General features: G+C 64.0%; 21 protein-coding genes. 13 read left to right on the forward strand and 8 right to left on the reverse strand.

Annotated features, from left to right (window positions below; translation table 11 throughout):
* Nucleotides 1–284 precede the first annotated feature (284 nt).
* On the forward strand, nucleotides 285–803 hold the full coding sequence (locus FJ424_RS13935; RefSeq protein WP_140657541.1) for an Rrf2 family transcriptional regulator: 519 nt from the start codon (nucleotides 285–287) through the stop codon (nucleotides 801–803).
* A gap of 29 nt (nucleotides 804–832) precedes the next feature.
* Entirely contained in the window at nucleotides 833–1,291 is a 459-nt protein-coding gene (locus FJ424_RS13940) for a carboxymuconolactone decarboxylase family protein (RefSeq protein ID WP_140657539.1), read from the forward strand.
* A gap of 262 nt (nucleotides 1,292–1,553) precedes the next feature.
* On the opposite strand, the gene FJ424_RS13945 is transcribed toward FJ424_RS13940, so the two are convergent.
* Both FJ424_RS13945 and FJ424_RS13950 read right to left on the reverse strand, forming a co-directional pair.
* Nucleotides 1,554–2,276 carry an SDR family oxidoreductase gene (locus FJ424_RS13945; protein WP_140657537.1) on the reverse strand — a complete coding sequence of 241 codons (723 nt, stop codon included), beginning with the start codon at nucleotides 2,274–2,276 and terminating at the stop codon, nucleotides 1,554–1,556.
* Nucleotides 2,273–3,118, reverse strand: a complete 846-nt coding sequence (locus FJ424_RS13950) for an SDR family oxidoreductase (protein WP_140657535.1) — start codon at nucleotides 3,116–3,118, stop codon at nucleotides 2,273–2,275. Before FJ424_RS13950 ends, FJ424_RS13945 begins: the two co-directional genes overlap by 4 nt.
* Before the next feature lie 103 nt (nucleotides 3,119–3,221).
* Between FJ424_RS13950 and FJ424_RS13955 the strand changes: the two genes are divergently transcribed.
* Nucleotides 3,222–4,094, forward strand: coding sequence for a helix-turn-helix transcriptional regulator (locus FJ424_RS13955; RefSeq protein ID WP_140657533.1), 873 nt, complete (start codon nucleotides 3,222–3,224; stop codon nucleotides 4,092–4,094).
* Between the two features lie 285 nt (nucleotides 4,095–4,379).
* Here FJ424_RS13955 and FJ424_RS13960 read toward each other — a convergent pair whose 3' ends face one another.
* Nucleotides 4,380–5,009 carry a TetR family transcriptional regulator C-terminal domain-containing protein gene (locus FJ424_RS13960; RefSeq protein ID WP_140657531.1) on the reverse strand — a complete coding sequence of 210 codons (630 nt, stop codon included), beginning with the start codon at nucleotides 5,007–5,009 and terminating at the stop codon, nucleotides 4,380–4,382.
* Between the two features lie 239 nt (nucleotides 5,010–5,248).
* Here FJ424_RS13960 and FJ424_RS13965 point away from each other — a divergent pair, with 239 nt between their 5' ends.
* Nucleotides 5,249–6,577, forward strand: a complete 1,329-nt coding sequence (locus tag FJ424_RS13965) for an aspartate aminotransferase family protein (protein WP_140647603.1) — start codon at nucleotides 5,249–5,251, stop codon at nucleotides 6,575–6,577.
* 95 nt (nucleotides 6,578–6,672) lie between these two features.
* On the opposite strand, the gene FJ424_RS13970 is transcribed toward FJ424_RS13965, so the two are convergent.
* Nucleotides 6,673–7,311, reverse strand: coding sequence for a TetR/AcrR family transcriptional regulator (locus FJ424_RS13970; protein WP_140657529.1), 639 nt, complete (start codon nucleotides 7,309–7,311; stop codon nucleotides 6,673–6,675).
* A gap of 121 nt (nucleotides 7,312–7,432) precedes the next feature.
* Here FJ424_RS13970 and FJ424_RS13975 point away from each other — a divergent pair, with 121 nt between their 5' ends.
* From FJ424_RS13975 to FJ424_RS13985, 3 genes are all read left to right on the forward strand, one after another.
* Nucleotides 7,433–8,683 (forward strand): Zn-dependent hydrolase, encoded by a 1,251-nt coding sequence (locus tag FJ424_RS13975; protein ID WP_140657527.1) that lies wholly within the window; start codon nucleotides 7,433–7,435, stop codon nucleotides 8,681–8,683.
* Nucleotides 8,684–8,748: 65 nt separating this feature from the next.
* A complete protein-coding gene (gene hydA, locus FJ424_RS13980; RefSeq protein ID WP_140647600.1) occupies nucleotides 8,749–10,200 on the forward strand; it encodes a dihydropyrimidinase in 1,452 nt (483 codons plus the stop codon).
* Between the two features lie 2 nt (nucleotides 10,201–10,202).
* A complete protein-coding gene (locus FJ424_RS13985) occupies nucleotides 10,203–10,580 on the forward strand; it encodes a hypothetical protein (RefSeq protein WP_140657525.1) in 378 nt (125 codons plus the stop codon).
* A 17-nt stretch (nucleotides 10,581–10,597) separates the two neighbouring features.
* Here FJ424_RS13985 and FJ424_RS13990 read toward each other — a convergent pair whose 3' ends face one another.
* Entirely contained in the window at nucleotides 10,598–11,008 is a 411-nt protein-coding gene (locus tag FJ424_RS13990) for a cupin domain-containing protein (protein WP_181177654.1), read from the reverse strand.
* Nucleotides 11,009–11,121: 113 nt separating this feature from the next.
* Here FJ424_RS13990 and FJ424_RS13995 point away from each other — a divergent pair, with 113 nt between their 5' ends.
* From FJ424_RS13995 to FJ424_RS14020, 5 genes are all read left to right on the forward strand, one after another.
* The gene (locus tag FJ424_RS13995) at nucleotides 11,122–11,913 is read left to right on the forward strand and encodes an ABC transporter ATP-binding protein (RefSeq protein ID WP_140657521.1); all 792 of its coding nucleotides are present in this window, start codon (nucleotides 11,122–11,124) and stop codon (nucleotides 11,911–11,913) included.
* A 400-nt stretch (nucleotides 11,914–12,313) separates the two neighbouring features.
* Complete coding sequence (locus FJ424_RS14005; protein ID WP_140657519.1) at nucleotides 12,314–13,192, forward strand: ABC transporter permease; 879 nt, start codon at nucleotides 12,314–12,316, stop codon at nucleotides 13,190–13,192.
* On the forward strand, nucleotides 13,189–14,343 hold the full coding sequence (locus tag FJ424_RS14010) for an ABC transporter permease (RefSeq protein WP_140657517.1): 1,155 nt from the start codon (nucleotides 13,189–13,191) through the stop codon (nucleotides 14,341–14,343). Before FJ424_RS14005 ends, FJ424_RS14010 begins: the two co-directional genes overlap by 4 nt.
* Before the next feature lie 39 nt (nucleotides 14,344–14,382).
* Nucleotides 14,383–15,354 (forward strand): ABC transporter substrate-binding protein, encoded by a 972-nt coding sequence (locus FJ424_RS14015; RefSeq protein ID WP_140657515.1) that lies wholly within the window; start codon nucleotides 14,383–14,385, stop codon nucleotides 15,352–15,354.
* A 167-nt stretch (nucleotides 15,355–15,521) separates the two neighbouring features.
* The gene (locus FJ424_RS14020) at nucleotides 15,522–15,959 is read left to right on the forward strand and encodes a CHRD domain-containing protein (RefSeq protein WP_140657513.1); all 438 of its coding nucleotides are present in this window, start codon (nucleotides 15,522–15,524) and stop codon (nucleotides 15,957–15,959) included.
* 58 nt (nucleotides 15,960–16,017) lie between these two features.
* Here FJ424_RS14020 and FJ424_RS14025 read toward each other — a convergent pair whose 3' ends face one another.
* The 3 genes from FJ424_RS14025 to FJ424_RS14035 all read right to left on the reverse strand — a co-directional run bounded on the left by FJ424_RS14025 (nucleotide 16,018) and on the right by FJ424_RS14035 (nucleotide 19,850).
* Nucleotides 16,018–17,667 (reverse strand): thiamine pyrophosphate-binding protein, encoded by a 1,650-nt coding sequence (locus FJ424_RS14025; RefSeq protein ID WP_140657511.1) that lies wholly within the window; start codon nucleotides 17,665–17,667, stop codon nucleotides 16,018–16,020.
* Nucleotides 17,664–18,836: a CaiB/BaiF CoA-transferase family protein gene (locus FJ424_RS14030; RefSeq protein WP_140657509.1), complete on the reverse strand. Its 1,173-nt coding sequence runs from the start codon at nucleotides 18,834–18,836 to the stop codon at nucleotides 17,664–17,666. The genes FJ424_RS14025 and FJ424_RS14030 overlap by 4 nt, the downstream gene beginning before the upstream one ends.
* Nucleotides 18,837–18,917: 81 nt before the next feature.
* Nucleotides 18,918–19,850, reverse strand: coding sequence for an alpha/beta hydrolase (locus tag FJ424_RS14035; RefSeq protein ID WP_140657507.1), 933 nt, complete (start codon nucleotides 19,848–19,850; stop codon nucleotides 18,918–18,920).
* 247 nt (nucleotides 19,851–20,097) lie between these two features.
* Here FJ424_RS14035 and FJ424_RS14040 point away from each other — a divergent pair, with 247 nt between their 5' ends.
* Nucleotides 20,098–21,108 (forward strand): ribonuclease, encoded by a 1,011-nt coding sequence (locus FJ424_RS14040; protein WP_140657505.1) that lies wholly within the window; start codon nucleotides 20,098–20,100, stop codon nucleotides 21,106–21,108.
* Nucleotides 21,109–21,128 lie beyond the last annotated feature (20 nt).

The raw sequence follows: 21,128 nt of genomic DNA on the forward strand, positions 1-21,128 counted from the left end.
CGGAACAAAGCCCTTGATCCGGTCCCACTGGTCGTCCCGAAGCGCGTCGCAGTTCATCACTGATCCCCAAAAATCAGTGTTGAATCTGATTTGCCGGCCCGTGGGAATCCCAATTCCTTAAATCGTCACTACGGCCTAGTTCGTCGAAGCGGCGTGTGTCGGAAATCACCAGACGTTGTCGCTCACATTGCCGTTGTTGTTAATTGGCGAGCAATTCTCGTTTTACCTATTGCGGATAAAAATTATCCACGATATTCTCTATCCACGAACTGGAGATCGGCACGATGAAGCTGGGCGAGGGCGTTGAGGCAGCCATCCATTGCGCGGCGACGCTGGCCAGCGTCGATGGCAACAGCACCATGCCTGGCGCCGCGCTCGCCGAGTGCTTCGGGCTGTCGCCGAGCTATCTCCTGAAACATCTCAACCAGCTCACGGCGGCGCGCATACTGGAATCGGTGCCAGGGCCGGCGGGCGGCTATCGGCTGGCGCGGGCGGCGGAACAGATCACGCTGCTCGATGTCGTGCTGGCCGTCGAGGGACGGGAGCCGGCGTTCCGCTGCGGCGAGATCCGCCAGCGTGGCCCGGTCAAGATCGATGCCTCGGCCTATGTCAAACCCTGCGGCATCAATGCCGCGATGCTCAAGGCCGAGCGCGCCTATCGGGCAGCGCTCGCCGAAGTGAAGATTTCCGACATCGTGGCGGAGTACGCGGCCGAAGGCGATCCGCGATCCTATGCCGCGAGTTGCGCCTTCGTCGAGCGGCACCAGCGGCCGCAGAAATCCGCTTCATCCAAGCAGATATAGACCCACCCAAAAACCTGGAAGGAAAGACGATGAAACAGAGATTGCAATTCTACGCCAAGGCTCCGGAGCTTCTGAAGGCGGTCACGGCGCTCAACAAGGCGGTCGACGAGTGCGGGCTGGAAGAAAGCCTGATGCATCTGGTCAAGCTCAGGGCCTCGCAGATCAATGGCTGTTCCTACTGCGTCGACATGCACAGCCGCGAGGCGAGGCGCGACGGCGAGACCGAGCAGCGGCTCTATCTGGTCGCCGCCTGGAAGGAATCGCCGCTGTTTTCAGAGCGCGAGCGCGCCGCCCTTGCCTGGACCGAGAAGGTGACGAAGATTTCGGAGAACGGCGTTCCGGACGACCTCTATGCCAGCACGCTCGAACATTTCTCCGAGGAGGAACTGGTCAAGCTGACGGTGGCTGTCGGCATGATCAACACCTGGAACCGGCTCAGCGTCTCCTTCCATGCCATCCACCCGGTCGAGAGAGCCAAGGCCGCCTGAGCGAAGGGGGCGGCGCGCGGGGCGGTTCAGTTGTCGGCGAGCTATTTGCTGATGTCAGCGCTGCCCCTCATTGCCCTGCCGGGCATTTCTCCCCGTGAATGAACGGGGAGAAATGGCTGGTCGCGGCGCTGACGTCGGATTTTCGCCTAAAGCGCGTCGCGCTGGAACGGATTCAGGCGACGCGCTTTTAGGTCTTTGTTTTGATGCATGTCGTTGTCCCAGAACCGCTGCACACTTCTGAGCGACATGCATTAGTCACCACTCACGCCGCAAAGCGCAAACCACCGTCGCAAGTCAGCACCTGGCCGGTCATAAAGCCGTTGGAGACCAGGAAGGCTATCGCCTCGGCGACGTCCTCGGCGCGGCCGATGCGGCCGACCGGTGTCTTGCCGGCATATTCGGCAAACACCGCCTGCCGCTGATCGTCCGGCAAAAAGTCCCACCAGGGCGTGTCGATGACGCCGGGCGCCACGACGTTGACGCGCAGCGGCTTCAGCTCGACAGCCAGGATCGGCGCGACGGTGAGCAGCATGCCGTTGATGGCGCCGATGCCGGCGACGCCGGGCGCTGCAATCTGCGCCGAGACGGCCGAGATGAAGGTGACCGATCCGGCCTTGTTCATGGTCGGCAGGGCCGCCTGCAGACAGGACAATTGCGGCCGGATCTTTTCCTCGACGCCGCTGCCGATATCGGCGAGGTCGAGCGTTGCGAACGGCCCCAATCCCTTGCCGCCGCTCGCGGCGAGGACCAGGTGATCGAACGGCCCGAGACCGTCGAAGAAATGCCGGACCTCGTCCGGCTTCGTCGCGTCAAAGGCGGCCTTGCCGACGGTGCCATCAAGGGTCTTCCACGCGCCTTTGAGCTTCTCCTCGTTGCGGCTGGTGATGGTCACTTTCATGGTGGGGCCGACCAGCCGTTTGGCCGTGGCAAGGCCGATGCCGGATGAGCCGCCGATGATGACGCAATGTTCGATGGTCTCGCTCATGAATGTTGTTCCTTGGATTTGGAGGATGGACGCTCGATCAGTTCGAGGCTCAAGGTCCGCAATCGGCGGTGGGCTTTTTCGTCATAGGCCTGGGCCTCGGCGCGCGATTCCCGCTGGCCGTCGAAGTAGCGGCCGCTGCGTCCTTCGAGCGCGGGCGACGCGGCGAGGTTGAGGATGGCGTCGGCGCCGGTCTCGACCGAGCTCCACGGCGTGACGCCGGCCTGCCGGACCATGGTGGTGTCCATGTAGCTTGCCGGGTGCAAGGCGTTGACGCTGACGCCCGTGCCATCGAGCTGCTGAGCCAGGTCAACGGTGAACAGGATCTGCGCCAGCTTGCTCTGGCAGTAGGCGCGCACGCCGCTGTAGCCATGCGTCAGCATCACGTCGTCGAAGTCGATCGCCTGCTGGCCGGCCGAGGCGACATTGACGATGCGCGCCGGCGCGCTTGCCTTGATGAGCGGCAAGAGTTCCGAGGTCAGCAGGAAACCGGCGAGATAGTTGACGGCGAAGCGCAGTTCATAGCCGTCAATGCTGACCTGCCGCTTCGCGCCCTGGCTGCCGGTGCCGACGCCCGCATTGTTGATCAGGATGTCGAGCCGGTCGGTCCTTGCGCGCACGGCTTCGGCGAGGCGGCGTACTTCGACAAGCGAAGCGAGGTCGGCTGCGAGAAATTCGGCTTTGCCGCCTTTTGCTTCTATGGCGGCCGCGGTCGCCTTGCCGCGTCCTTCGTCGCGGCCGTGCACCAGCACGCGCGCGCCGGCCGCGCCGAGCCGCTCGGCGACCACGCGGCCGACGCCGTCGGTCGAACCGGTGACGAGAATGGTTTTGTCCTTGAGTTCCATGTCCAGAGCCTCCTTGCGCTGCTCTGAACGGAAAGATGGGGCATAGTGCGAGGCCTAAACAGTTCAAACTTTATCCTGGTATCGGTACTGCTATAATAGATGCATGGATGCCATCGCCCATTCCCCCGAAGATCACCGCCGGCGCGAACTCGGCGCCTTCCTGCGTTCCCGCCGCGAGCGGCTTTCGCCCTCGGAGACCGGCATCGCCGCCGGTCAGCGGCGGCGCACGCCCGGGCTGAGGCGCGAGGAAGTGGCGATGATCGCCGGTGTCGGCACGACCTGGTACACGTGGCTTGAGCAGGGCAGGGACGTGCGGCCCTCGGTCGAGGTGCTCACCGCGCTCTGCCAGGCGCTGCGGCTCGACGGCGCCGAGCAGCGGCATTTGTTCACGCTCGCCGGCCGCCAGCAGCCGGAGCGGCGGCGAATCGTACAGGTAAAGGTCGAGGGGCCCCTGCTGCACATGCTGCAGAGCCTGGTGCTGCAGCCCGCCTATGTCGTCGGCCCGCGCTGGGACGTGCTGGCATGGAATGACGCGGCCGTCGCCATCTTCGGCGACTACGGCCTGCTGGAGGGCGATGCCCGCAACATCATCCACGGGGTGTTCACCGATCCGCACCGGCGGCACCTGCTGGTGGATTGGGAACAGCTGGCGCGCGCGACCCTTGCCGCGTTCCGCGCCGAGAGCGCGAAATACACCGGCGATCCGGACTTCGAGCGGCTGATTGCGCTGATGATGCGTTCAAGTCCCGAGTTCCGCGAATGGTGGCCGCAGCGCGATGTCGTGCACCGGCTCTCCGGCCTGAAGCATCTGCGCCATCCGATCGCCGGCGTCATGACGTTCGAGCATATGAGCCTGTCGATCGACGACGGCTCGGACATGCGATTGATCGTCTACACGCCGCTTGCCGAGCAGAACTCGGTCGCGAAGCTGCGGAAATTGCTTGAGGGGCTTCCGGGCGAACGGCGCAGCGCGTGAGGTCCCCTCAGCTTCGTCATCCACGGGCGCAGCGGGAGCGAAGCGGACGCGCAGACCCGAGGATCCATTCCGTTACTTTTGCGATGGAGTGCAGCGGTGCAGAATTCTGCACCGTAGCGGCGCTCCAAGGTCACGGAATGGATCCTCGGGTCTGCGCCGCGTCGCTTCGCTCCTTGCTCCGCCCGTGGATGACGAAACTGAGGGGGCTGCGGCTAATCTCGATGGACAGCAACAACTAGACGGCCGGCAAGTTGGCCCGTCCGTTAGGCTCCTTTTGCCGAGACGTCAGCCCTTCGGCTTCAGCCCATCTAGGAACAGCTGCTCCAGGAAGCGCGCGGCGTCCTCGAAGCGCCCGTCGCCGCCGCGATCGGCGCCGAGCACGGCGCGGACCTGGACGTCGAAATCGGCATAGTGCTGCGTCGTCGCCCAGATCGAGAAGATCAGGTGCCAGGGATCGGTGCGGGCGATCTTGCCGGCGCGCATCCAACCCTTGATGACGGTGGCCTTCTCGTCGACCAGGGTCTTCAGTTCACCCTCCAGCATCGGCTTGATGCGCGGCGCACCCTGCAGGATCTCGTTGGCGAACAGCCGGCTTTCGCGCGGGAAGTCGCGCGCCATTTCGAGCTTCCTGCGGATGTAGCTTCTGAGCTCCGTCAGCGGATCGCCGATGTCGTCGAGCTCGCGCAACGGCGCCAGCCAGGTGTCGAGCAGGCGCTGCATCAACGTCTCGTGAATGTCTTCCTTGCGGCGGAAGTAATAGAGAAGGTTCGGCTTCGACATGCCGGCGGCTTCGGCGATCTGGTCGATGGTCGAGCCGCGAAAACCGTTGGCGGAGAAGACTTCGAGCGCGGCTTCCAGGATGAGCTCGCGCTTTTCCTGCTGGATGCGGGTGCGGCGGGGAGCGGAGCTTTCCATCGTGTCCGTCATCCTTGCAGGCCGTCTTCGCGTGGGCTCTCTGGACCAATTGTCTGGACCAGTTTTTCCTTGGGCTGTGGAGCGCGATTTCGATGCCGCATTTCCGCTAGTAATCCCTTGACCGCCGACAGGCGGCACTAACGTTTGTCCAACCGGTCAAAATTTTGCGTAGCACGAAAACGCAGCAAAGACCAAGCGTTGGCCGCACCGAAACACGCTTACAAGGGGAAGTCCTGGTCATGTCCAACCGGCTGAAAGTCACGCCGAACGATCTCAGCGCATTCTGGATGCCGTTCACGGCAAACCGCCAGTTCAAGCAGGCGCCGCGCATGTTCGTGTCCGCCAAGGACATGCACTACACGACCAGCGACGGCCGCAAGGTGCTGGACGGCACCGCGGGCCTGTGGTGCGTCAACGCCGGCCACTGCCGGCCGAAGATCACCGAGGCGATCCAGAGCCAGGCCGCCGAACTCGACTATGCGCCAGCCTTCCAGATGGGCCACCCGATCGTGTTCGAACTGGCGAACCGCCTGGTCGACATCGCGCCCAAGGGCATGGACCATGTCTTCTTCACCAATTCCGGTTCGGAATCGGTCGAGACGGCGCTGAAGATGGCGATCGCCTATCACCGGGTCAGGGGCGAGGGCTCGCGCACCCGCCTCATCGGCCGCGAGCGCGGCTATCACGGCGTCAATTTCGGCGGCATCTCGGTCGGCGGCATCGTCTCCAACCGCAAGATGTTCGGCACGCTGCTCGGCGGCGTCGACCACCTGCCGCACACGCACCTGCCGGAGAAGAACGCCTTCTCGAAGGGCGTGCCCGAGCATGGCGCCGAGCTCGCCAACGAGCTGGAGCGTCTCGTCACCCTGCATGACGCCTCGACCATCGCCGCCGTCATCGTCGAGCCCGTCGCCGGCTCCACCGGCGTCATCCTGCCGCCGAAGGGCTATCTGCAGAAGCTTCGGGAAATCTGCACGAAGCACGGCATATTGTTGATTTTCGATGAAGTGATCACCGGCTTCGGCCGCCTTGGCGCGCCGTTCGCGGCCGACTATTTCGGCGTCACGCCGGATATCATGACCACGGCCAAGGGCGTGTCGAACGGCGTCATCCCGATGGGCGCGGTGTTCGTCAAGAAGGAGATCCACGACGCCTTCATGACCGGCCCGGAGCACATGATCGAGTTCTTCCACGGCTACACCTATTCGGGCAATCCGATCGCCTGCGCCGCGGCGCTCGGCACGCTGGACACCTACAAGGAAGAGGGCCTGCTGACGCGGGGCGAGGAACTGGCGCCCTACTGGGAAGACGCGCTGCATTCGCTGAAGGGCGAGCCGCATGTCATCGACATCCGCAACATCGGCCTGATCGGCGCGATCGAGCTGGCGCCGATCGCCGGCAGCCCGACCAAGCGGGCGTTCTCGGCCTTCGTGAAGGCGTTCGAGCGCGGCGCGCTGATCCGCACCACCGGCGACATCATCGCGCTGTCGCCGCCGCTGATCATCACCAAGGGCCAGATCAACGAGCTGATCGACCATGTTCGCGATGTTCTGAGGTCGATCGACTGACAAGCCGGAGCGGATATCCTCCCCGTCGAGGGGAGGGTGTCCGTGGCACGGCCGGGTGGGGTCAGCGCCGGCGCCGACCTCAAGCGCAGTCCGATTCAGGCGGGCTGCGCGCCGATGCCGGTCAGGATCACCCGCTTGATGTTTTCCTTAGCTTCCCGCCATTGCCGGTCGGAGAGCGACTTGCCGCCGTTCAGCGTCTCGATCTGGTGGCCGAAATCGGCGTAATGCTGGGTCGTGGCCCAGAGCATGTAGAGGAGATGACGCGGGTCGACCGGGTCCATCTTGCCCTCCTCGATCCAGCGCCTGATGATCTCGACCCGACCGTCGGTCCATTCGCGCAGCGTCGATTCCATATAATCCTGAAGCACGGGCGCGCCGTGCATGACTTCCGAGGCCCAGACCTTCGAGCCGTCCGGGTGGCGACGCGATATTTCCATCTTGGCGTCGATGTAGGCGCTGATGCCGTCTACCGGGCCGCGCGCCGCGTCGAAGCAATTGGCCGCCTGCAGCCAGATCTCGAAAATATTCTGGACGACGGACCGGTAGAGCTCTTCCTTGGTGGCGAAATAATAGTGGAGATTTGCCTTCGGCAGCCCCGCCAGATCGGCGATCAGCTGCATCGTGGCGCCGCCGAACCCTGCCTCCGCGAACACCTTTTCAGCGGCGATCAGAATGGCTTTTTCATTCTCCCGCCTTATGTCCTGTCTCCGCATGGGGCGGGTGGATTCGGTCATGTCTCCCCCAAGATTATCGTTGACCGCTTGGTCAGCTTGTGTAGTCTGAAAGCTGACCATACGGTCAGGATGCAAACCACTCAAGGGGCGACAAGACCCCTGGTGAAAATGGGAACCGCAAATGGCCGCACCCGGCGAAAATCTGCGAATCAATTCAGACCGTTTGTGGGATTCCATCATGGAGATGGCGAAGATCGGCCCCGGCATTGCCGGCGGCAACAATCGCCAGACCGTGACCGACGAGGACGGTGAGGGCCGCCATCTTTTCAAGCGCTGGTGCGATGCCGCTGGGCTCGAAATGGGCGTCGACGAGATGGGCACGATGTTCGCCCGCCGCGAGGGCACCGATCCCAGCCTGCCGCCCGTCTATGTCGGCAGCCATCTCGACACGCAGCCGACCGGCGGCAAATATGACGGCGTGCTCGGTGTGCTCGGCGGATTGGAAGTCGTGCGCTCGCTCAACGATCTCGGCATCAAGACGAGACATCCGATCGTCGTCACCAACTGGACCAACGAGGAAGGCGCGCGCTTCGCGCCGGCCATGATGGCGTCCGGCGTGTTCGCCTGCGTGCTCGACCAGGCCGACGTCTACCAGCATGTCGACAAGGACGGCAAAAAGTTCGGCGAGGAGCTCGAACGCATCGGCTGGAAGGGCACGGAGAAGGTCGGCGACCGAAAGATCCATGCCTTCTTCGAATTGCATATCGAGCAGGGGCCGATCCTCGAGGACGAAGGCATCGACATCGGCGTCGTCACGCACGGCCAGGGCCTCAAATGGCTGCAGGTGACGCTGACCGGCAAGGAAGCGCATACCGGCTCGACGCCGATGCCGAAACGCCGCAATGCCGGGCTCGGCATGGCGCGGGTGATCGAGCTGGTGCACGAGATCGCCATGGACTACCAGCCGGACGCCGTCGGCGCGGTCGGCCACATGCAGGCCTATCCGAACTCGCGCAACATCATCGCCGGCCGCACTGTCTTCACGATCGACATTCGCTCGCCCGAAAAGGAAGTGCTCGACGCCATGGATGGCCGCATCCGCGAGGGCATCGACACGATCTGCGACGCGCTCGACATCAAATACGAGATCGAGCAGGTCGGCCATTTCGATCCGGTCACCTTCGACAAGAATTGCGTCAAGGCGATCCGCGACGCCGCCGAGCGGCTGGGCTACTCGCATCGCAACATCGTCTCCGGCGCCGGCCACGACGCCTGCTGGATCAACCGCGTTGCGCCGACCGCGATGGTGATGTGCCCCTGCGTTGACGGACTCAGCCACAACGAGGCTGAGGAGATCACCAAGGAATGGGCGGCGGCGGGTGCCGATGTGCTGTTCCATGCGGTGGTCGAGACGGCTGGAATCGTCGAATGACCGCCTAGACCAATTGCCTCGCAACGCCGCTCGCAAAGAAGCGCGAAAGAACAGGGGAACAGAGAATGACCAAAGTCATCCGGAACGGCACCGTCGTCACAGCCGACCGCACCTGGAAGGCCGACGTGCTTATGCAGCACGGCAAGATTGTCGCCATCGGCTCCAACCTGCACGGCGACCACGAGTTCGACGCCACGGGCTGCTATGTCATGCCGGGCGGCATCGATCCGCATACCCATCTCGAAATGCCCTTCATGGGCACTTATTCGGCGGACGATTTCGAATCCGGGACGCGCGCGGCGCTCTCCGGCGGCACGACCATGGTGGTCGATTTCTGCCTGCCGGCGCCGCAGCAGTCGCTCCTGGAAGCGCTGCAGATGTGGGACAACAAGACCTCGAAGGCGTCGTGCGACTATTCCTTCCACATGGCGATCACCTGGTGGGGCAAGCAGGTGTTCGACGAGATGGCTCAAGTCGTCGACCGGGGCATCACCTCGTTCAAGCACTTCATGGCCTATAAGGGAGCGCTGATGGTCGACGACGACGAGATGTATTCGTCGTTCCAGCGCTGCGCCGATCTCGGCGCGCTGCCGCTGGTCCATGCCGAAAACGGCGACGTGGTCGCCGCACTCTCGCAAAAACTGCTTGCCGCCGGCAACAACGGCCCCGAGGGCCATGCCTATTCGCGCCCGCCGGAAGTGGAAGGCGAGGCGACAAATCGCGCCATCATGATCGCCGACATGGCGGGCGTGCCGCTCTATGTCGTGCATGTCTCGTGCGAGCAGAGCCACGAGGCGATCCGCCGCGCGCGCCAGAAGGGCATGCGGGTGTTCGGCGAGCCGCTGATCCAGCATCTGACGCTCGACGAGAGCGAATATTTCGACAAGGATTGGGACCATGCGGCGCGCCGCGTGATGAGCCCGCCCTTCCGCAACAAGCTGCACCAGGATTCGCTGTGGGCCGGCCTGCAGGCCGGATCGCTGCAAGTGGTGGCGACCGACCATTGCGCCTTCACCACCAAGCAGAAGCGCAACGGCGTCGGCGACTTCACCAAGATCCCGAACGGCACCGGCGGGCTCGAAGACCGCTTGCCGGTTCTGTGGACGAGAGGCGTCAACACCGGGCGGCTGACGATGAACGAGTTCGTCGCCGTGACCTCGACCAACATCGCCAAGATCCTCAACATGTATCCGAAGAAGGGCGCGATCGTCGAAGGCGCCGATGCCGACATCATCGTCTGGGATCCGAAGCGCAAGAAGACGATCTCGGCCAAGAAGCAGCAGTCGGTGATCGACTACAATGTCTTCGAGGGCGTCGAGGTGACGGGCCTGCCGCGCTTCGTCTTCTCGCGCGGCGAATTGTCGATCGAGGAGGCGGACGTCAAGGCCAAGGCCGGCCATGGCGAGTTCGTCGCCCGCGAGCCGAACGCCGCGGTCAACCGGGCGCTGTCGACCTGGAAGGAGATCTCCGCGCCGCGCAAGGTGGAGCGTACCGGCATCCCGGCCACCGGGGTCTGACCATGCGGGCTCCTTACCTGCTCCTGGCGGCGGCCGCGATGCTGGCCGCTCGCCATGCCCAGGCGGCGGGCATAGACCTGTCCAAGCCTTATGGCGACAAATATGGCTGCATCAACCGGAACGGCCAGGAGGTCGCCGCCGACAAGATGCTGCTTTTGACCGACAAGGAACTGATCACGGCGGCCAGCGCCTGCACCTTCAGCGACAGCCAGGCGCAGGCTGATGGATCGCTCGTGGTGACGGCAAAATGCGAGGCTGAAGGCGAAGAGGGACAGGTGCCGGCCAAGTTCACCATCAAGCGCAGCGCGAAGAACGCGGAGAAGCTGGTGGTGGCCGACGAGGACGGCAATGTGATGGGCGAAGTCGCGCGATGCAAGTAACGGCGGTCCCACCAGCCTCAGGCAACCAGAGCATCCAGTTCCGGCAGCAGGACGACGCTTTCCTGCTCGTTGGGATCGGTGCGGGCAATGACGGCCGAGGACGGGGCGTTGCTCAGATTGGCCGGCAGATGCGGCACTCCCGCCGGGATGTAGAACAGGTCGCCGGCCTTGACGACGATGTGGTGCTCGAGCCGGTCGCCGTACCAGGTGTGGACTTCGCCGGAGAGCACGTAGATGGCCGTCTCGTGGCTTTCATGCATATGCGCCTTGGCGCGGGCACCGGGCGGCATGGTGAGAAGATGCATGCAGATGCCGGACGAGCCGACGGTTTCGGCGGCGATGCCGGCGAAATAACTCAGCCCCTGCTTGCCCTGATAGGTGCTTTCGGGGCGAACGAGATGACAGGTGGGTTTAGGCGACATCGGCAAGGCTCCGGGCGGCGTCGATCGGGTGGGACAGGACGAGTGGAAAGCAACGCTATCATAAAATCAACCGGATTGCGGACGGCGCGGCAGCGGCTGCGAAAGGCAGGCTGCAGCCAATGACCGAACAGCCGCCAGCCGTCGTCTCGGCAAGCAAGCTCGGCCTCACCTTCCAGACCAATGACGGTCCGGTGCAGGCGCTCTCCAATGTCGATCTGACCATCGGCAAGGGCGAATTCGTCTCCTTCATCGGCCCGTCCGGCTGCGGCAAGACCACCTTGCTGCGCGTCATCGCCGATCTGGAGAAGGCGACCGCCGGGGCGATCTCCGTCAACGGCATGACGCCGGAGCAGGCGCGCGAGAAACGCGCCTATGGCTATGTCTTCCAGGCGGCGGCCTTGTTCCCGTGGCGCACGATCGAGCGCAACGTGGCGTTGCCGCTGGAGATCATCGGCCTCAGCCAGGTCGAGCAGGCGGAGCGCATCAAGCGCACGATGGAGTTGGTCAACCTTTCCGGCTTCGAGAAGAAATACCCCTGGCAGCTATCCGGCGGCATGCAGCAGCGCGCCTCGATCGCGCGCGCTTTAGCCTTCGATGCGGACCTGCTCTTGATGGACGAGCCGTTCGGCGCGCTGGACGAGATCGTGCGCGACCATCTGAACGAGCAGCTCCTCGATCTCTGGGCGCGGACCAACAAGACGATCTGCTTCGTCACCCATTCGATACCCGAGGCGGTCTATCTGTCGACGCGCATCGTCGTGATGTCGCCGCGGCCCGGCCGCGTCACCGACATCATCGAATCGACGCTGCCAAAGGAACGGCCGCTCGACATCCGCGAGACGCCTGAATTCCTGGCGATCGCCGCGCGGGTGCGGGATGGCTTGAGGGCAGGGCACAGCTATGATGATTGAGGGGCGGGAGGATGAGCTCTCTCCTCTCCTCTCCGGGGAGAGGGTGGCCGCGCAGCGGCCGGGTGAGGGGCCGGCCACTCGCGCCTTCGTCATCCTAGGGCGTAGCGACGCGAAGCGGAGCGCAGACCCTGGGCTCCATTCCGTGACGCTGGTCGAAGGGCGTAAGCGGCTCAGAATACCCGACGAGCAGAGCGCGGCGCAGGGAGCTGTATTCTGGAACGTTGCGGAGCTCAGAAGTAACGGAATGGATCCTAGGGTCTGCGCCGCGTCGCTTCGCTCCTTGCTCCGCCCTAGGATGACCAAAAATACCAGCGCCGCAGCACTCCAGTCGAACGTGCCCGGCCTTCGCTTCGCTCCGGCCACCCTCTCCCCGCTGGGGAGAGGAGAAGGGCAGCGCTAGATGGACACCTTCCGCTCGAAAGTCATCCCCGTCACCACCATCCTCGCCGGCGTGGTGGTGCTCTGGTACGTCTTCGCCGTCATCCTCAACGCGCCGTTCCAGCGCGATCTCGACCGCCGTGCCAAGGAGACGCCCGGCACTGTCGAATTCATCGGCAAGACGCTGGCGCAGCCGAAGCCGACGCTGCCGGCGCCGCACCAGGTGGCGGTGAACTTCTTCGAAAACACCTTTTTGCGATCCGTCACGTCGAACCGCAGCCTGGTCTACAACGCCTGGGTGACGCTGTCGTCGACACTGCTCGGCTTTGCCTTCGGCACGGCGCTTGGCATCGTCATTGCGGTGGGTATCGTGCATGTGGCGACGCTCGACCGCAGCCTGATGCCCTGGATCATCGCTTCGCAGACCATTCCGATCCTGGCGGTGGCGCCGATGATCATCGTGGTGCTGGCGGCGATCGGCATCACCGGCCTGATCCCCAAGGCGCTGATCTCGACCTATCTGTCGTTCTTCCCGGTGGCCGTCGGCATGGTGAAGGGCCTGCGCTCCCCCGAGCTCATGCATCTCGATCTTATGCATACCTATAACGCCAGCGCCTCGCAGACATTCTGGAAGCTGCGCGTGCCGGCCTCGGTGCCGTTCCTGTTCACCTCGATGAAGGTGGCGGTGGCGGCAAGCCTTGTCGGGGCCATCGTCGGCGAGCTGCCGACCGGAGCGGTCGCCGGTATCGGCGCGAAGCTGCTCGCCGGCGCCTATTACAGCCAGACCATCGATATCTGGTCAGCCCTGGTTGCGGGCTCGATCGTCGCGGCGCTGCTGGTGATGGTCGTCGGCATTGCCGGACGCCTCGTCGACCGCGCCATGGGCGGGAGGCCGGCATGAGCTGGTTGAAACCGTCCTGGCAACCGGTGCTGGCGATCGCGCTGTGCCTTATCGCCTTCGCGCTCGGCGCAATGTCGAAGCCGGAAGCAGCCGCGCTGGCGGAGCCGGCCGCAACGCTGGCCTATCCCTATATGGGCGCGAAGGGGCTGATCATCGGGCTGTTGCTCATCGCGGCACTGGTCTCGATGGTGAGGCTCACGCCGATCGTTGAGGCTATCCTGCTGTTCGTCGGCGCGCATGCGGCCGCCTGGCTCTTGATCAAGGGCATAGCCGGGTTCGAAGGCAGCGCGCTGGCGCCGTATTTCCTGCTGCTTGCCGCGGCCTGGCTGCTTGCCTGGCGCTGTGTCGCCTTGCTGTCGTCACTACGCCCCACGCAGGGCTGGGCGAAGACGGCGCTGCGCCTGATCATCCCGGCGATCTTCGGCGCCTGGATCCTGATCATCTGGGAAGCGGTGACGCGCGGCGCCGGCATCCCCTTCATCCTGTTGCCGCCGCCAAGCGCCATCGGGGCGCGTATCGCCAACTCGCTGCCGATCCTGGGGTCGGACGTGCGCCAGACGATCTTCAAGGCGGTGCTGATCGGCTATGTCGTCGGCAACCTCGCCGGCTTCACCGTTGCCATCCTCGCCGACCGCGTGCCGTTCCTGCGGCGCGGCCTGCTGCCGATCGGCAATATGGTCTCGGCGCTGCCGATCATCGGCGTGGCGCCGATCATGGTCATGTGGTTCGGCTTCGACTGGCCGTCCAAGGCCGCGGTCGTCATCATCATGACCTTCTTTCCGATGCTGGTGAACACGGTGGCAGGCCTTGCCGCATCCGGGCATATGGAGCGCGACCTGATGCGCACTTATGCATCGGGCTATTGGCCGACCTTGCTGAAACTCAGGCTGCCGGCGGCGATGCCGTTCATCTTCAATGCGCTGAAGATCAACTCGACGCTGGCGCTGATCGGCGCCATCGTCGCGGAGTTCTTCGGGACGCCCGTGGTCGGCATGGGATTCCGCATCTCGACGGAAGTCGGGCGGATGAACATCGACATGGTGTGGGCCGAAATCGCAGTTGCAGCACTTGCGGGTTCGGTCTTTTATGGCGTGGTCGCTCTTATCGAGAGAGCCGTCACGTTTTGGCATCCCTCTGTCCGAGGTGGATAGGGGCGGTGGGTTTGGGTGCTAACTTCAGAGGGTAATAACATGAAAAGACTGCTGATTTCTGCTTTGGCCGGCGCTATGTCGCTGGCCGCCTTCCAGGCGATGGCCGCCGACAAGGTGACACTGCAATTGAAATGGGTCACGCAGGCCCAGTTCGCCGGCTATTATGTTGCCAAGGCCAAGGGCTTCTATGACGCCGAAGGCCTCGACGTCGACATCAAGCCGGGCGGTCCCGACATCGCGCCTGAGCAGGTGATCGCCGGCGGCGGCGCCGACGTCATCGTCGACTGGATGGGCGGGGCGCTCGCCGCCCGCGACAAGGGCGTGATGCTCGTCAACATCGCCCAGCCGTTCAAGAAGGCGGGCATGGAACTGGTCTGTCCCAAGGATGGACCGATCAAGACGGAAGCCGACTTCAAGGGCCACACGCTCGGCGTCTGGTTCTTCGGCAACGAGTATCCGTTCTACGCCTGGATGAACAAGATCGGCCTCAAGACCGATGGCGGCCCTGACGGCGTCACCGTGCTCAAGCAGAGCTTCGACGTACAGCCGCTGATCCAGAAACAGGCCGACTGCATCTCGGTGATGACCTATAACGAATACGGCCAGGTGCTGGACGCCGGCTACAAGCCGGAAGACCTCACCGTCTTCAACTACTCCGCCATGGGCAACGACCTGTTGGAGGACGGGCTCTACACGCTCGAGGACAAGCTCAAGGATCCGGCCTTCGAGGACAAGATGGTGCGCTTCGTGCGCGCCTCGATGAAGGGTTGGAAATACGCCACGGAGAACACCGACGAGGCGGCCGGCATCGTCGTCGATGCCGGCGGCCAGGACGAGAACCACCAGAAGTTTATGATGAAGGAAGTGGCCAAGCTGATCGACAATGCCGACGGCAAGCTGATCCCGGCCGCTTACGAGCGCACCGCCAAGGCGCTGCTCGACCAGAAGATCATCAGCAAGGAGGCGAGCGGCGCCTACACGACCGCGATCACCGACAAGGCGATCAAGTAGGCTCCGTTCTCGACGCGGAAGCTGGAAAGGGGCGGGCGACCGCCCCTTTTTTCTTTGGTCGCGGTAAAATAATTGTGTGCCGGGATACATCCGGGCACCCAACCGTTGCATTGATGCATCCGCGCGCCGGGGAGCCGTGCAGGATGCTGCAACCAACGGAGGTTCTCATGCGCATCCTATCCGTGCCGATGCTTTCGGCTTTAGCCGTCTCGACCGCCTTTCTCCTCGCATCGCCGGCCATGGCCGAGACGATGAAGTTCAAGGCGACGCTCGACGGCAGCCAGCAGAGCCCGCCCGTAGCCACCAAGGGCAAGGGAACCGCCACATTCACCTTCGACAGCACAAGCAAGAAGCTCAGCTGGAATGTCAAATATTCCGGCCTCAGCGGACCTGCCGTGGCCGCCCACATCCACGGACCGGCGGACATGGGCGCGAACGCGGATCCCGTGATCCCGTTCAAGAAGCTGAAGAGCCCGATCAAGGGGTCGGCGACGCTGACCGACGCGCAGGCAGCCGACCTCGAGGCCGGCAAATACTACGTCAACGTCCACACCGCCAAGAACAAGGACGGCGAGATCCGCGGCCAGATCGAGAAGGCGATGTGAAGACGCAAAAGGGGCGGTTTGGCGCCCCTTTTGTCGTGCAGCCGGCAGAAAGTCTGCCTCAGCTCTTCTCACGGATTTGCGTCAGCGTGCGGGTCGGCGTGATCGCCTCGGGATCGAGTTTGATCTCGACGATCGCCGGCTTGCCGCTGGCGCGCGCGCGCTCGAAGGCGGGCGCGAAGTCGGCGGTCTTTTCGACCGTTTCGCCATGGCCGCCATAGGCGCGGGCCAGCGCGGCGAAGTCGGGGTTCTTGAGATCTGTGGCGACGACGCGGCTTGGATATTCCCGCTCCTGATGCATGCGGATCGTGCCGTAAATGCCGTTGTTGACGACGATCACGATGATCGGCAGGTCATATTGGACAGCCGTCGCGAACTCCTGGCCGTTCATCAGGAAGCAGCCGTCGCCGGCGAAGGCAACCACGGTACGATCCGGAAACAGCGATTTGGCGGCGACCGCGGCCGGCGTGCCGTAGCCCATCGAGCCGGACGTGGGCGCCGCCTGCGTGCCGAAGCGGCGGGAGCGGTAGAAGCGATGCACCCAGGTGGCGTAGTTGCCGGCGCCGTTGGTGAGGATGGCATCCTCCGGCAGAACCTTTCCCAGATAGTCTATGATCGGGCCCATCTGGACGGCGCCCGGACCGGTCTGGGGGGGCGTTGACCATTCGAGATAGGCGGCGTGCGCATTTTCCGTCTCGGCCGCCCAGGTGGGCTTGGCCGTTGGCCTGCGCTTGGCGAAAGCCTCGACGAAGGCGGCGGGCGAAGCGTTGATCGCCACTGTCGGCCGGTAGACGCGGCCGAGTTCGCCGGTATCGGCATGGACATGCACCAGCGCCTGGTCGGGGTAGGGGCTCTTCAGCAGCGTGTAGTCGGAAGACGGCATCTCGCCCAGGCGGCCACCGAGCAAGAGCACGACATCGGCCTGCTTGATCCGCTCCGCCAGCTTCGGATTGATGCCGATGCCGACATCGCCGGCGTAGTTCGGATGGAGATGGTCGAACAGCATCTGGCGGCGGAAGGAGCAGCCGACCGGCAGCGACCAGGTCTCGGCGATCGTGCGCATATGCGCCACCGCTTCCTCGTTCCAGCGCGTGCCGCCCAGAATGACGAAAGGACGCTTGGCATTGCTCAGCAACATCTCCAGCGCATCGAGCTCGTCCTTACCTGGACGCGTCTCGACAGGCGTGTGCGGCAGCGCTTCCGGAGCCTCGACCTCGCTGGTCAGCATGTCTTCCGGCAGCGAGATGACCACCGGGCCCGGGCGGCCGGAGGTCGCGACCGCGAAGGCGCGGGTGACGAATTCGGGGATACGCGCGGCATCGTCGATCTCGACCACCCATTTGGCGATGTCGCCGAAGAAGCGCTTGTAGTCGACCTCCTGGAACGCCTCGCGCTCCTTGGCGTGGCTGGCGACCTGACCGATGAACATGATCAGCGGCACCGAATCCTGCATGGCGATGTGGATACCGGCCGAGGCATTGGTCGCGCCGGGGCCGCGAGTGACGAAGCAGATGCCGGCCTTGCCGGTCAGCCGTCCCTGGCAGTCGGCCATCATCGCGGCACCCCCTTCCTGGCGGCAGACGATGGTGCGGATCGAAGAGTCATGCAGCGCGTCGAGCACCGCGAGATAGGATTCGCCCGGAACGCAGAAGATGCGGTCGGTGCCGTTGGCTTCCAGCGCCTCGACGATCAGTTGTCCGCCGGTCTTCATTTTGCTCTCTCCAGTTCGGCAAGGATTTCGTCCGTGTGCTCGCCAAGGCGCGGCGAAGGGCGCTCATAGACGAGCGGCGTGCCCGACATCACCATCGGCGCGCGCACCGAGGGCAGGCGATTGCCGTGGCCGTCGTCGAGGTCGAGCCGCATGCCGCGCGCGATGGTCTGCGGATCGGCGAACATCTGGCCGATCGTGTTGATCGGGCTCGCCGGCACGCCGGCGGCTTCCAGCTTCGCCAGCAACGGATCGCGATCGAACGCCGCCAGCGTCTCGACGATCCGCTCGCGCAGCTTCACGCGGTTGGCGACGCGGGCAGGGTTGGTGGCGAAATCCGGATTGGCGGGCAGATCGGCGATGCCGACGGCGGCGCAGAACTTGCCGAACTGCCCGTCATTGCCGACCGCGAGGATGATGTGGCCGTCCCTCACCGGCAGGACTTCGTAGGGGGCGATGTTCATATGCGCATTGCCCATCTGCACCGGCGACTTGCCCGAGACCAGATAGTTGAGGTTCTGGTTGCCGAGCGCCGAAATCTGACTGTCGTAGAGCGACATGTCGACATGCTGGCCCTCGCCGGTCTTTTCGGCATGGCGAAGTGCTGCCTGGATGGCGATCACCGAATAGAGGCCGGTGAAGAGATCCGAGATGGCGACGCCGGCCTTCTGCGGCTCACGGCCGGGCTCGCCGGTAATCGACATCATGCCGGCCATGGCCTGGATGATGAAATCGTAACCCGCGCGGGGCGCATAGGGACCGTCCTGGCCGAAGCCTGTGATCGAGCAATAGACAAGCCGCGGATTGATCGCCTTCAGGCTTTCGTAGTCGAGGCCGTATTTCTTCAGGCCGCCGAGCTTGAAGTTTTCGATCAGCACGTCGGCCGTGGCGATCAGCCTGCGTAGCGTCTCGGCACCCTCGGGCTTGGAGAAATCGACGGCGATAGAGCGTTTGCCGCGATTGCAGGAGTGATAATAAGCGGCCGAAAGGTTCTCGCCGTCATGGCTCATGACGAAGGGCGGACCCCATTTGCGGGTATCGTCGCCCCCGTCGGGGCTCTCGACCTTGATGACATCGGCGCCGAGATCGGCCAGCAATTGCCCGGCCCAGGGACCGGCCAGGATGCGGGCAAGTTCGATAACGCGGATGCCTTTCAGCGGAGGGGCGGTCATGGATCACCGTGTTCTAACGAAACGCAGGCTCTAGCAACACGCACCGGCCGTGTCACGACCCATACGATAGGCCACGCCGGATCAGGATTTCAGCACGCCGTCGGCCCAAGCGGCGAAATCATTCATGACGGAGTCGCGGTTGATCTCGTTCAGGCTTTCATGGCGGGTTTCCGGATAAACCTTTGAAACCAGATTCGAAAAGCCCAATGCCCGCATGCGCTTTGCCAGGTGATGGACGGCCTTGCCGTAGTCCGACGCGGGGTCCTTCTCGCCGCCGACGAGATTGACGAAGAGATCGCGCCGAACGCCGGCAAAGCTCTGGTCCTTGCCGCCATGAAGCGCCATGGTGACCACATCGCGCCACATCGAGACCGACGCATCCCAGCCGCAGAGCGGGTCGGCGACATATTTGTCGACCTCGACCGGGTCGCGCGACAGCCAGTCGAACAACGTCCGGTGGTCGGGCACCGCCTTGCCCCAGGCCTGGAAGGTGAGTTTGGGCAAAAGGCGAGACGGCACGTCGGAGCCCAGCCGCATCCGCTCCCAGCCGAGGATGAGCAGCGCCAATTGCCCGAGCAGGCCCTGCGAGAAATTGCCGTTCCAGATCGCTGCGCCATGGACACGATCGGAATGGCGCAGGACAAAGTTCAGCGCGACCGAGGCGCCGAGCGAATGGCCGAAGATGATGACCGGCAATCCCGGATGCTCGGCCGCGATCAGGTCGTGAACGGCATCGACGTCGGCGATCACCTTCGCGATGCCGTCGCCGTCGGCGAATTTGCCGAGGGGCGCGTCGGAGGCCTTCGTCGCGCCATGGCCACGATGGTCATGGGCATAGACGTGGAATCCGCGCGGCCCCAGGAAATCGGCAAAGCGGGCGTAACGCGCGGCATGCTCGGCCAGGCCATGGTTGATCTGGACCACGGCGCGCGGATTTCCGGCGGCTTCTTTCACATAAAGGTTGAGCTCGGCCCCGGTCGGTGAAGCCAGCCTGGTCTTTCTGTCGAATGGCATGTCTCGCTCCCTCGGCGACTGTTGGGCGAGGCGTTTGCCGGCGTCAAGAGGATGAGCGCGCTTGCCGAGATGCTACGCCGGCAATCCGTCACATCGCCAAGGCGATCGGGCAGCTTGCGGGCGCGCGGATTGCCAGCGCTCAGCTGGGGATAGTTTTTTCGCGCGACGAAAAAGATCGCAATTCTGACACGTCGGCTGTTCTAGTGTGACGAATCCAATACGGTTCAATGATCGCCGGGAGAGCGGGATGCGGGTTTGGGCGTTGTGGGGTTCGATGATGCTGGCTTTCGCCGGTGTCGGGGTGGCGCATGCCGACGTGAAGATGAGCGGCACCTTCGTGGCCGACAGCGCCTGTCCGGCGACGCAGGCCATCAAGAGCGGCAAGAACCCCGGCAATGTCTCGACCGAGGCCGGCAAGAGCTACGAGCTGCTTGCCGGCAACAAGGACGAGCCCACGCACTACCTCATCCAGGTGCCGGGTGCCGATCCCGAGCGGCGCTGGGTGAAGATCAGCTGCGGCCATGTCACCGGCGGCGGCGCGTCGGTCACGCCGGCGCCTTCCGGCCAGACCAAGCCGTCATCGTCTGCCTCCGGAAAACCCGAATATGTCTTTGCGCTGAGCTGGCAGCCGGCTTTCTGCGAGACCAAGGCGAGCAAGCCCGAATGCAAGGCACAGAGCCCGGGCGAGTTCGATGCCTCGCATTTCACGCTGCATGGGCTGTGGCCGCAGCCGAACGGCAATTTCTATTGCCAGGTCTCGGCGAGCGACAAGGCCAATGACAATCCGTCGCATTGGGCAGACCTGCCACCGGTCGAGCTCGACGCAAAGACGCGTGCCGAGCTCGACCAGGTGATGCCGGGCACGGCTTCCAAGCTCGAGCGCCACGAATGGATCAAGCATGGTACTTGCTACGGCAAGAGCCAGCAGGACTATTTCTCCGACGCGCTCAACCTGATGCGGGCGGTGAACGCCTCGCCGGTGCGCGACCTCTTCAACAAGAACATCGGCAAGCAATTGACCTCGGACCAGATCCGCGGCGCCTTCAACGAAGCGTTCGGTCCCGGCGCAGGCGACCGCGTGCGCGTGTCCTGCCTGGTCGACCCGTCGAGTGGGCGGCGCCTGATCGGCGAGATCACGCTCGGCCTGTCCGGCCCGGTCGGTCCCGACAGCAAGCTCACCGATCTCTTGATGGCCTCCGCGCCGACAGCCAAGGCCGGTTGCCCGAAGGGCGCGGTCGACGCGATCGGATTCCAGTAGGCGGGAATTCCCGGGTCCAG

Source organism: Mesorhizobium sp. B3-1-8 (assembly GCF_006439495.1).
Lineage (GTDB): Bacteria > Pseudomonadota > Alphaproteobacteria > Rhizobiales > Rhizobiaceae > Mesorhizobium.